Annotated in this window: 12 protein-coding genes, 11 tRNA genes and 1 rRNA gene; 23 read left to right on the forward strand and 1 reads right to left on the reverse strand. The window is 41.2% G+C overall.

Annotated elements, in window-relative coordinates; translation table 11 throughout:
* The first annotated feature begins 4 nt into the window (after positions 1-4).
* From LQ188_RS26200 to LQ188_RS26245, 10 genes are all read left to right on the forward strand, one after another.
* Positions 5-355, forward strand: a complete 351-nt coding sequence (locus LQ188_RS26200; RefSeq protein WP_034306610.1) for a type II toxin-antitoxin system PemK/MazF family toxin — start codon at positions 5-7, stop codon at positions 353-355.
* A gap of 412 nt (positions 356-767) precedes the next feature.
* Positions 768-1,595 (forward strand): RsbT co-antagonist protein RsbRA, encoded by an 828-nt coding sequence (locus LQ188_RS26205; protein WP_101225984.1) that lies wholly within the window; start codon positions 768-770, stop codon positions 1,593-1,595.
* A 2-nt stretch (positions 1,596-1,597) separates the two neighbouring features.
* Complete coding sequence (locus LQ188_RS26210) at positions 1,598-1,954, forward strand: STAS domain-containing protein (protein WP_034306376.1); 357 nt, start codon at positions 1,598-1,600, stop codon at positions 1,952-1,954.
* Between the two features lie 3 nt (positions 1,955-1,957).
* Entirely contained in the window at positions 1,958-2,359 is a 402-nt protein-coding gene (locus LQ188_RS26215) for an anti-sigma regulatory factor (protein WP_101225983.1), read from the forward strand.
* A gap of 9 nt (positions 2,360-2,368) precedes the next feature.
* A complete protein-coding gene (locus LQ188_RS26220; protein WP_101225982.1) occupies positions 2,369-3,379 on the forward strand; it encodes a PP2C family protein-serine/threonine phosphatase in 1,011 nt (336 codons plus the stop codon).
* Between the two features lie 59 nt (positions 3,380-3,438).
* Positions 3,439-3,771, forward strand: coding sequence for an anti-sigma factor antagonist (locus LQ188_RS26225; RefSeq protein WP_101225981.1), 333 nt, complete (start codon positions 3,439-3,441; stop codon positions 3,769-3,771).
* On the forward strand, positions 3,768-4,241 hold the full coding sequence (rsbW, locus tag LQ188_RS26230; protein WP_034306366.1) for an anti-sigma B factor RsbW: 474 nt from the start codon (positions 3,768-3,770) through the stop codon (positions 4,239-4,241). Before LQ188_RS26225 ends, rsbW begins: the two co-directional genes overlap by 4 nt.
* Entirely contained in the window at positions 4,219-5,007 is a 789-nt protein-coding gene (sigB, locus tag LQ188_RS26235) for an RNA polymerase sigma factor SigB (protein ID WP_101225980.1), read from the forward strand. Before rsbW ends, sigB begins: the two co-directional genes overlap by 23 nt.
* Positions 5,004-5,615, forward strand: a complete 612-nt coding sequence (locus LQ188_RS26240) for a PP2C family serine/threonine-protein phosphatase (protein ID WP_230178895.1) — start codon at positions 5,004-5,006, stop codon at positions 5,613-5,615. The genes sigB and LQ188_RS26240 overlap by 4 nt, the downstream gene beginning before the upstream one ends.
* A gap of 92 nt (positions 5,616-5,707) precedes the next feature.
* Positions 5,708-7,891, forward strand: a complete 2,184-nt coding sequence (locus LQ188_RS26245) for a Tex family protein (protein ID WP_230178897.1) — start codon at positions 5,708-5,710, stop codon at positions 7,889-7,891.
* Between the two features lie 58 nt (positions 7,892-7,949).
* Here the strand turns inward: LQ188_RS26245 and cmpA are convergent, their stop codons facing one another.
* A complete protein-coding gene (gene cmpA / locus LQ188_RS26250) occupies positions 7,950-8,069 on the reverse strand; it encodes a cortex morphogenetic protein CmpA (RefSeq protein ID WP_089364909.1) in 120 nt (39 codons plus the stop codon).
* Between the two features lie 83 nt (positions 8,070-8,152).
* Here cmpA and LQ188_RS26255 point away from each other — a divergent pair, with 83 nt between their 5' ends.
* The 13 genes from LQ188_RS26255 to LQ188_RS26315 all read left to right on the forward strand — a co-directional run.
* Positions 8,153-8,617: a SprT family protein gene (locus tag LQ188_RS26255; protein ID WP_101225978.1), complete on the forward strand. Its 465-nt coding sequence runs from the start codon at positions 8,153-8,155 to the stop codon at positions 8,615-8,617.
* 147 nt (positions 8,618-8,764) lie between these two features.
* Positions 8,765-8,839, forward strand: a tRNA-Asn gene (locus LQ188_RS26260).
* 7 nt (positions 8,840-8,846) lie between these two features.
* Positions 8,847-8,937: transfer RNA gene (locus tag LQ188_RS26265), tRNA-Ser, on the forward strand.
* A 17-nt stretch (positions 8,938-8,954) separates the two neighbouring features.
* Positions 8,955-9,026, forward strand: a tRNA-Glu gene (locus LQ188_RS26270).
* A 25-nt stretch (positions 9,027-9,051) separates the two neighbouring features.
* Positions 9,052-9,127 (forward strand) — tRNA-Asp (locus LQ188_RS26275).
* A gap of 77 nt (positions 9,128-9,204) precedes the next feature.
* Positions 9,205-9,279: transfer RNA gene (locus tag LQ188_RS26280), tRNA-Gln, on the forward strand.
* A 9-nt stretch (positions 9,280-9,288) separates the two neighbouring features.
* Positions 9,289-9,364, forward strand: a tRNA-Lys gene (locus tag LQ188_RS26285).
* A gap of 9 nt (positions 9,365-9,373) precedes the next feature.
* Positions 9,374-9,455: transfer RNA gene (locus LQ188_RS26290), tRNA-Leu, on the forward strand.
* Positions 9,456-9,513: 58 nt separating this feature from the next.
* A tRNA-Leu gene (locus LQ188_RS26295) sits at positions 9,514-9,599 on the forward strand.
* Between the two features lie 18 nt (positions 9,600-9,617).
* Positions 9,618-9,694: transfer RNA gene (locus LQ188_RS26300), tRNA-Arg, on the forward strand.
* 7 nt (positions 9,695-9,701) lie between these two features.
* Positions 9,702-9,778, forward strand: a tRNA-Pro gene (locus LQ188_RS26305).
* A 29-nt stretch (positions 9,779-9,807) separates the two neighbouring features.
* A tRNA-Gly gene (locus LQ188_RS26310) sits at positions 9,808-9,881 on the forward strand.
* A gap of 95 nt (positions 9,882-9,976) precedes the next feature.
* Positions 9,977-10,097, forward strand: a 16S ribosomal RNA gene (locus tag LQ188_RS26315); the annotation flags it as partial.

Consider the following 10,097-nt stretch of genomic DNA (forward strand, 5'->3'; position numbering starts at 1 on the left):
ATTGATTGTTGTTAAGCGTGGTGACGTATACTTCGCAGACCTTTCCCCGGTAGTTGGTTCAGAGCAGGGGGGGACCCGTCCGGTACTAATTTTACAAAACGATATTGGTAATCGCTTTAGTCCGACTGTGATCGTGGCAGCCATTACAGCTCAAATTCAAAAAGCGAAATTGCCTACACATGTTGAGATTAATGCAAAAAAGTACGGATTCGAGCGGGATTCCGTCATTTTATTAGAACAGATCCGGACAATTGATAAGCAGCGTTTAACTGATAAAATTACGCATCTTGACGAACCGATGATGCAAAAAGTCAATGAAGCTTTGCAAATTAGTTTAGGCCTCATTGAGTTTTAAAGAAAATTTTTCCCGTTAAACCGGGCGTTATTATAATACAAATCATTCTTGATGTTATTTAGATGGCACGATCCCTGCAACTGTGGGGATCGTGTTTTTTTTGTCAAATAACATTAACATATCCAAAAACTATACAGCAGGAAATATGAAAAATTTGACGAATAAAAACATTATATAGTTAGATATTGAATGGAACGTCATTGTTTTTTATAGTATCTCCCTAACTTTTCATTAATTGATGTTTTTCTTACCTGAATTTCGGGTATATAGTTATTTTGTAAATAACTAAAAAAAAGCAAAAGTTAGTGGGGAAATTCAAAGGAAATCCAAATGGAAATAACATTACAGTTAGTTAACATCCTTGTGACGTGGACAGGGAAACAAGGCAATTGTGTTAGAATGGGAGGATATTATGAATCAATTGGTTTACGATTTTATTAAGCAAAATCAAGATTACATCCTTACTGAGTGGATGGGCATCATGAAGGAAAGTACGGACGAAAGATTAATTAAAGTCGTTTCAGATCGAATGTTCACGCAAACTAGCAGTGAATTTATAGATATGATCATTACGAACGTTGATAGTAAAAACAAGGAATTCACATTGAAGCTTTCAGATTTTGCCGAGAAAGTCGTCCAATTGGGATGGCCTCTCACTTTCGTCAATGAAGGACTTCATAAATTCACGTTAATTGTCATAAATGGTATGGTGGAAAAGGGTCTTGTTACTCCTGGAAATCAAGTCAATCTCGTTAACCATTTGGATAAATGGGCCACACCGATAAATAATGAAATAGTCAATATATATACTCAAACTTGGGAAAGAACTGTTTCCATGCAAAAAATAGCGTTGCAAGAACTTTCGGCTCCGCTCATTCCTGTATTGGAAGGAATAACGGTAATGCCGCTGATTGGTACGATTGATACGGAACGTGCCAAACAGATAATGGAAAACCTGTTGACCGGCGTTGTAAAGCATAGATCTGAAGTTGTTCTCATTGATATAACGGGCGTGCCGGTCGTGGATACCATGGTTGCCCATCATATCATTCAAGCGGCGGAAGCAGTCCGATTAGTGGGCGCAAAATGTATACTCTGCGGCATCCGCCCTGAAATTGCTCAAACAATCGTTAATCTTGGAATTAATTTAAATGAAGTGATTACAAAAAATACATTGAAAAAAGGGATAGAAGTTGCGTTGGAATTAACGAGCCGTAAGATCGTAAAGGTGGAGGGATAAGTATGAGGATTCCGATATTGAAGCTTTATGACTGCTTGTTAGTCTCTATACAGTGGGAATTGGATGATATGACAGCCCTTCAATTTCAAGAGGATTTACTGCATAAGATTCATGAAACAAGCGCGAATGGCGTTGTTATAGATATTACCTCAATAGATTTTATTGATTCTTTTATCGCAAAGGTATTGGGCGATGTCTTTAGCATGTCTAAGCTTATGGGGGCCAAAGTTGTAATTACGGGAATCCAGCCTGCTGTTGCAATAACATTAATTGAACTGGGAATTAGTCTCGATGATGTTCTGACAGCATTAGACTTAGAGAAAGGCCTGGAGAAATTACAACAGGAATTGGGGGATTAAAGAATGGAGTTCCAATCCTGCGTAAAAATCATAAATGAATGGGACATCGTAGCTGCAAGGCAGCTCGGAAGAAATGTCGCTAAAGAGTTGGGGTTCGGTACTGTAGACCAGGCCAGGATCACAACAGCCATTAGCGAATTGGCCCGAAACATATACCTATATGCTGGACAAGGCAGTGTTAGCATAGAAAAGCTAAATATAAATGGGAAGTCAGGATTGAAAATCATTGCAGAGGACCAGGGTCCGGGAATTGAGGATATCCGCAGAGTCATGGAAGATGGATATACCACCTCAGGGGGACTGGGCGCAGGTCTTCCTGGAGCCAAACGTTTAATGGATGACTTTGATATTGATTCGATACCAGGTGAAGGGACTAAGATCATCGCTACGAAATGGCTCCGTTAGGGGGGAAATATGGATATTAGGGAGAACATGGAGAAAAAGTATCATGAGGCGCTTTCTACTTATCTTAAAGACCAAAATGAGCAGGCACTCTACCAAGGACAAAAGATTAGCCGCCTACATATCAAATACAATATATCTCCAGAAGAAATCATCAGTATGCATAAAAATAACTTAATGGAACTTTACCCGGAATTACCGGGAAAAGTGTTGGATTCTTTCGATTTTCTGCTGGAAGTCATGATGGGCTACGGTATTGCATACCGTGAACATCAAAGCCTTAGACATCAACAGCAGGAACTGAAAACGGAAATCGAGATTGCGGCAAACGTTCAACATACTCTTTTGGAAACGAAAATTCCTGATATCAAAGCACTTGAAATTGGAGCGATCAGTGTTCCGGCGAGACAGATGAACGGAGATTACTATCACTTCGTCCAAGATGAAAATGATCGTATAGGAGTAGGGATAGCAGATGTCATAGGAAAAGGGATTCCTGCTGCATTGTGCATGTCGATGATCAAATATGCGATGGACAGTCTTCCCGAGCATCGTCATGAACCGAATAGTGTGCTTGAGAGTTTGAACCGTGTTGTGGAGCATAATGTGGATCCAAGCATGTTCATAACCATGTTCTATGGTTTATATGATCCGCATGACAGGCAATTTTCCTATGCTTCAGCCGGACATGAACCTGGCTTTTACTATGATGCCGCAACAGGTACTTTTAGTGATTTGGATGCAAAGGGCTTGTTGCTTGGAGTTGATAAAAAAACAAGGTATCGCCAATATGAAAAAACGGTGAATCGTGGAGACATGATCATTTTATTATCCGATGGGGTAACGGAATGCCGGACGTATGATGGGTTCATAGAAAGGGAAACACTTATCGGTTTCATTAAAAAGAATATGCATTTGCAAGCCCAGGAAATGGTGAATAATATATTTAAACAATTAGAGAAAATGCAGAACTTCCAACTGAGGGATGATTTTACATTAATAATTTTAAAATCAAATGTTTAGTATTGTTTCTGCTGGGTATAGATATAGGAATGAAGAGGATTTGAAGAGGTGGGTCAAGGATGAATATAACTGTAGATGTTAATGAATTAAATACTGAATTTGTTGTAAAACTAAAAGGTGAAATTGATGCCTATACTGCACCGAAATTAAGGGAATCACTATTTCCGATTTCAGAGCAGGATAATGTTTCGATTACGATTGATTTAACTGAAGTCTCTTATATGGATAGTACGGGACTTGGGGTATTTGTCGGTGCTTTCAAAAGCGTAAGGGCACATAATGGCGAATTCACACTAGTTGGCTTATCAGAAAGGTTACGACGTTTATTTGATATAACAGGTCTTGCAGATATCATTGATATAAAAAGTGGTACAGAGGGTGGGTTAGAATGAGTCAAGTATATGATTACATCGAAATGAAAATACCTGCAAAACCAGAATTCATCGGTGTCATTCGTTTAACGCTTTCTGGGATAGGAAGCCGGATGGGATTTGCGTATGATGAAATTGAGGATTTGAAGATCGCTACCAGTGAGGCTTGTACAAATGCGGTACAGCATGCATATAAGGATTCTGAAAAAGGTGAAGTGAAAGTAAGTTTCGGCCTTTATCCTGACCGTCTGGAGGTCATGGTTTCTGATAGTGGCAAGAGCTGTAATTTCGAAGAAGTTCGTCAAGGACTCGGTCCATACGAAAATGGACAAAAAGTCGAACTTTTGAGAGAAGGAGGCTTGGGTCTTTACCTTATTGAAACTCTGATGGATGATGTTAAAATTCATCAGCATGATGGGGTTACAGTATTTATGACTAAGTTTTTAGAAGGAGAGCAGGTGGAGATGGATGCAAAAACAGTCTCAACCTAATCAGGCACAAAGAGAACAGGTAAATGAATGGATTAGAGCTTACCAGCAGAATCAAGATGATGAAGCACAGAGTAATCTAGTCATCCATTATAAAAGTTTAGTTGAAACAATCGCCCGCAAGTATGCGAAAGGGAAATCATTTCAGGAGGATATCTCCCAAGTCGGCATGATTGGTTTATTAGGTGCCATTCGACGATATGATGAATCTTTCGGTAAGAGCTTTGAGGCATTTGCCGTCCCTACTATAATCGGCGAAATCAAAAGGTTCCTTCGTGACAAAACATGGAGTGTCCATGTGCCAAGGAGAATTAAGGAGCTTGGTCCGAAAATCAGGGTGACTGTCGAGGAATTGACGACAACTCTGCATCGCTCACCAAGAATAGATGAAATAGCCGATAGTATAGGCGTGACTGAAGAAGAAGTTTTAGAAGCGATGGAAATGGGAAAAAGCTATCAAGCTTTATCTGTGGATCATTCTATTGAGGCGGATTCTGATGGCGGTACTGTCACGTTACTTGATATATTCGGGAATGTCGATGAAGGTTTTGAAAAGGTCAATCAGCGGCTTGTGCTTGAAAAGGTGCTGCATGTTCTGAGTGACCGTGAAAAGATGATCATTCAACATACTTATTTAGAGAATTTAAGCCAGAAAGAAGCTGGCGATAAACTGGGGATTTCCCAAATGCATGTTTCAAGGCTCCAACGCCGCGCGATCAAGAAGCTTCAAGAAGCCATTAATGCTGAAAACTCGGAGTTAATTCAGTGATCAAAGATATTCTGAGGGAAGAAAAAATAGAAGTCCTTGTCTCTCAATCGTCTAAAAACGGGATGGTTTATTGTGGTGATGATTACTTCTTTCTTCATACGAAAGAATACTTTGTGTGTGTCCTGGCAGATGGTCTAGGCAGCGGCAAAAATGCTTATGATTCCTCCCATGCCGTCATCGAGGAAGTTAAACGTAATCATGAGTTGGATGTAGAATCATTAATGGCAGTATGTAACCAGGTTTTAGTCGATAAGCGGGGGGCAGCCGTTTCGATTTTGAAGATTTTTTATGACAAGAATGAATTTGTATACAGTTCAGTGGGTAACATCCGCTTTTTTCTGTATAATCCAAGCGACGATAAACTCGTTTACCCTTTACCTGTTACAGGGTATTTATCCGGAAGGAAACAAACATACAGGACGCAGAGCTACAAATATGAACCAAATGCAAAATTCATCCTTCATTCCGATGGTTTAGAACTTAAGGGAGCTAAATCTTTTTTAAAAAGGCTGGTCCCTATCGATAAGAACGCACAGTGCATATTAAAAAGCAGTCCATTAACTGCAGATGATACAACTTTCATTTTAGGAAGCTTACTTTCGCCATAATTCGGAAGTGAGCTTTTTTGTATTGAATTCGCAACTTCATCACTCATTTGCTAGACTATACTTATTAGATCAAAAGGTTGGAGGTAAACATAATGATCGTTGTAGAAGATAAATTGAAAGAACTGATTAAACAAATATCCAATGAGCTAACTTTGAAAAATAATCAAGTCCAAAACGTCATACAGATGCTGCAAGAAGGGAACACTGTCCCTTTTATCGCTCGGTATAGGAAAGAAATGACGGGTTCGCTTGATGAAGTTCAGATTCGTTCCATCATGGAAAGGTGGAACTATCTTGAAAACCTTGGCCAGAGGAAAGCGGAAGTTACGCGTTCGATTGGTGAACAGGGAAAATTGACCGAAGAATTAACGATACAAATCGAGAAGGCAACAAAACTGCAGGAAGTCGAGGATTTATACAGGCCATTCAAACAAAAAAGGAGAACGAAAGCGACAGTTGCTAAAGAAAAGGGTCTTGAACCACTGGCCAATTGGCTTCTGGAATGTCCAATGCATGCCAGTGTTAGCGAAAAAGCTGCAGAATTCATATCGGCAGAAAAAGAAGTTTCTTCTATTGAAGAGGCTATTGCTGGAGCGCAGGATATCATAGCTGAACATATATCCGATGATGCAGAATTAAGGAAGTGGATAAGGGCTGAAATTTTCAAAGCCGGAAAAATGGTTTCAACTGTGAAAAATGAAGAGAAGGACGAGAAAAAAATCTTCGAAATGTACTATGAATACGAGGAGCCGGTTCAAAGGATCGTACCGCATCGGGTGTTGGCGCTGAATAGAGGTGAAAAGGAAGAAGTTCTGCGAATCTCCATTCAGCCCCGGACTGAAATCATCATTGGTCATCTTGAGCGGAAAATCATTAAAAATAACAAATCTGAAGCCCAAGTTGTTCTTAAATCTGCGATTGAGGATGGACTCAAGCGATTGATCCTGCCTTCTGTAGAACGGGAAATCAGAAAAGAGTTGACGGAAAAAGCTGAGGATCAAGCCATCCATATTTTCTCTGAAAACCTGCGGAACCTGCTCTTGCAGCCCCCGCTTAAAGGGAAAGTGGTCCTTGCCCTTGATCCGGCATATCGGACTGGATGTAAGTTGGCCGTCATTGATGAAACCGGAAAGGTTCTCGATATCAGTGTGATCTACCCGCATCCTCCTGCTGCGAAGCTTAATGCTGCCCGTGAAAAAACGATTGAAATACTTCAGCGGTTCTCGGTTGAAATCGTGGCAATCGGCAATGGTACGGCATCACGTGAATCAGAGCAATTCATCGCAGATATTTTAAAAGAAGTGAAAGGGAATATTTCATATATAATTGTTAATGAAGCGGGAGCCAGCGTGTATTCAGCCTCGGATATTGCCCGTGAAGAGTTTCCAGATCTTCAAGTAGAACAGAGAAGCGCCGTTTCGATAGGCAGAAGGCTTCAGGATCCCCTTGCTGAACTTGTTAAAATCGATCCGCAATCCGTGGGGGTGGGTCAGTATCAACATGATGTGTCCCAGAAAAAGTTAACAGAATCCCTCACCTTTGTAGTAGAAACAGCTGTTAACCAGGTGGGAGTGAATGTCAATACCGCTTCATCGTCACTTTTGCAATATGTAGCTGGTTTATCAAAATCGGTTGCTCAAAATATTGTGAAGAAAAGGGAAGTGGAAGGGAAGTTTTCAAGCAGGAAGGAATTAAAGAAGATTCCCCGGCTTGGTGCCAAAACATATGAACAATGTATAGGGTTCTTACGTATCATTAATGGAGATGAGCCTTTAGATCAAACGGCGATACATCCTGAGAACTACAGTGCCGTGAATAAATTATTAAAGAAAATGGGATTCACATCCGATGATTTAGGCAGTGATGCCCTGAATGAAGAATTAGGCAAACTAAATCCGGCTGATTTGGCCGAGGAATTGGAAATTGGGGAAATTACGATTAAAGATATCATAGATGATTTTATGAAACCGGGAAGAGATCCTCGGGATGAATTATCAAAACCACTGCTTAAGCAGGATGTACTAAAAATGGAGGATCTGCAAATTGGGATGGAATTACAAGGTACAGTGAGGAATGTTGTGGATTTCGGTGCGTTTGTGGACATTGGTGTTAAACAGGATGGACTGGTTCATATTTCTAAACTGAGCAACCGGTTTGTAAAGCATCCATTGGATGTAGTGGCCGTTGGGGATGTTGTGACGGTTTGGGTCGAACTGGTTGACTCCAAAAAACAAAGGGTATCTTTAACGATGCTCGAGCCAAAGGATCAAAAATAGCCTACGGTAAGCTCCTTCTATATTAGAAGGGGTTTTTTTATATGGAGCAAAGTTGAATTTATAAACGGAGGCTTTCTTTTTTTTGATAAAAAAACCAACATTGATTCAACATCTTCACTTGATAATAATCCTTTTCATAAAAGGCTTTGCGGATTTGATTCTGGAACCAATTAGGCATAGCTTTTCCTCCCTTAGTTTCCTATTGTATTATTAGTCTATGTTATAATAGGTTGTCATGTTACCAAGGAAAGGGAGGGGGAAATGGATAATCGGCAATTGCAAAAACTAGTGGAAGAAATATCGTTGAAAGACTTTGAAAAGGCCTTTAGACACCAAGCCAGTTTTAATCCACGTCTCCGAACAACGGGAGGCCGATACTTGCTCCGTTCACACAATATAGAAATCAATAAGAAGTATCTTGATGAACGCGGTGTGGAAGAAATGATTGGAATCATTAAGCATGAATTGTGCCATTATCATCTGCACATCGAAAAAAAGGGGTACCAGCATCGTGATGCGGACTTTAAGCAATTACTCAAAAAAGTGGGGGCACCGAGATTTTGCGAGCCGCTGCCATCTAACCAATTAAAGAAAAAGATGAATACTATTCAATATAAATGTGAAGACTGTCAGCAGGTGTATATAAGAAAAAAGCGAATCGACACTACCCGTTTCGTTTGTGGTAAATGTCGTGGAACATTGATTTACCAAGGGTTTAAGGAGTAAAAAACAAAAATATAAAAAAACATAAAAGAACCCTTGACTTTAAGTTGCAACCTCTTTATAATCATAAGAGTCGACAAGATAACAACTTGTTCTTAACGACAAACACTAAGGTCCTTGAGCGTGAAAAAGGAACCCAATTTTCATTATTCCGCAGTAGCTCAGTGGTAGAGCATTCGGCTGTTAACCGAACGGTCGTAGGTTCGAGTCCTACCTGCGGAGCCATTTTTTTGGGGAAGTACTCAAGAGGCTGAAGAGGCGCCCCTGCTAAGGGTGTAGGTCGCGTAAGCGGCGCGAGGGTTCAAATCCCTCCTTCTCCGCCAGTTACATATTTTATCAAGGCCCATTGGTCAAGCGGTTAAGACACCGCCCTTTCACGGCGGTAACACGGGTTCGAATCCCGTATGGGTCACTTTCTTATACACAATCAAAATACTGGTCCCGTGGTGTAGCGGTTAACATGCCTGCCTGTCACGCAGGAGATCGCGGGTTCGATTCCCGTCGGGACCGCCATTTTTTTAAAAAACACTTGCTAAAATAATATTATCGTGATATAATGTTATCCTGGCTGTTAATTAGTATTTGATTATTGGGCTATAGCCAAGCGGTAAGGCAACGGATTTTGATTCCGTCATGCGAAGGTTCGATCCCTTCTAGCCCAGCCATTTTATTTAGAGCCATTAGCTCAGTTGGTAGAGCATCTGACTTTTAATCAGAGGGTCGAAGGTTCGAATCCTTCATGGCTCACCATTTATTTTCGCGGGTGTGGCGGAATTGGCAGACGCACCAGACTTAGGATCTGGCGCCGCAAGGCGTGGGGGTTCAAGTCCCTTCACCCGCACTGATATTTTCTTCTTGACATCAAGTTGAAAAGGTGTTAAACTTACAAAGTCGCTTTCGCGGTCGTGGCGGAATGGCAGACGCGCTAGGTTGAGGGCCTAGTGGGGGAAACCCCGTGGAGGTTCGACTCCTCTCGGCCGCACCAATAACATCATAGAAATTAGCGCCCGTAGCTCAATTGGATAGAGCATCTGACTACGAATCAGAAGGTTGTAGGTTCGACTCCCGCCGGGCGCACCATATTTTACGGGAAGTAGCTCAGCTTGGTAGAGCACTTGGTTTGGGACCAAGGGGTCGCAGGTTCGAATCCTGTCTTCCCGACCATTCTTTCTGAAAATATTTTAAAATTAAATGCGGGTGTAGTTTAGTGGTAAAACCTCAGCCTTCCAAGCTGATGATGAGAGTTCGATTCTCTTCACCCGCTCCATTATTGCTCTTTGAAAACTGAACAAAACAAAGCGCCAACGTTAAATTTTAAGTGAGCACACACTATCAAAAAAGCAAATGAGCAAGTCAAACATTTCTTCGGAGAGTTTGATCCTGGCTCAGGACGAACGCTGGCGGCGTGCCTAATACATGCAAGTCGAGCGAATCGACGGGAGCTTGCTCCCTGAGATTAGCGGCGGACGGGTGAGTAACACGT

Origin of the sequence: Peribacillus sp. Bi134 (genome assembly GCF_918698065.1) — a bacterium.
Taxonomy (GTDB): Bacteria; Bacillota; Bacilli; order Bacillales; family DSM-1321; genus Peribacillus.

Excerpts from the sequence above, each read along its gene's own strand:
- cmpA (WP_089364909.1), bottom strand. The coding sequence starts at position 8,069 with ATGCCTAATTGGTTCCAGAATCAAATCCGCAAAGCCTTTTATGAAAAG.
- sigB (WP_101225980.1), top strand. The coding sequence starts at position 4,219 with ATGCAAAAACAGTCTCAACCTAATCAGGCACAAAGAGAACAGGTAAAT.
- rsbW (WP_034306366.1), top strand. The coding sequence starts at position 3,768 with ATGAGTCAAGTATATGATTACATCGAAATGAAAATACCTGCAAAACCA.
- LQ188_RS26245 (WP_230178897.1), top strand. The coding sequence starts at position 5,708 with ATGATCGTTGTAGAAGATAAATTGAAAGAACTGATTAAACAAATATCC.
- LQ188_RS26215 (WP_101225983.1), top strand. The coding sequence starts at position 1,958 with ATGGAGTTCCAATCCTGCGTAAAAATCATAAATGAATGGGACATCGTA.
- LQ188_RS26225 (WP_101225981.1), top strand. The coding sequence starts at position 3,439 with ATGAATATAACTGTAGATGTTAATGAATTAAATACTGAATTTGTTGTA.
- LQ188_RS26210 (WP_034306376.1), top strand. The coding sequence starts at position 1,598 with ATGAGGATTCCGATATTGAAGCTTTATGACTGCTTGTTAGTCTCTATA.
- LQ188_RS26220 (WP_101225982.1), top strand. The coding sequence starts at position 2,369 with ATGGATATTAGGGAGAACATGGAGAAAAAGTATCATGAGGCGCTTTCT.
- LQ188_RS26255 (WP_101225978.1), top strand. The coding sequence starts at position 8,153 with ATGGATAATCGGCAATTGCAAAAACTAGTGGAAGAAATATCGTTGAAA.
- LQ188_RS26205 (WP_101225984.1), top strand. The coding sequence starts at position 768 with ATGAATCAATTGGTTTACGATTTTATTAAGCAAAATCAAGATTACATC.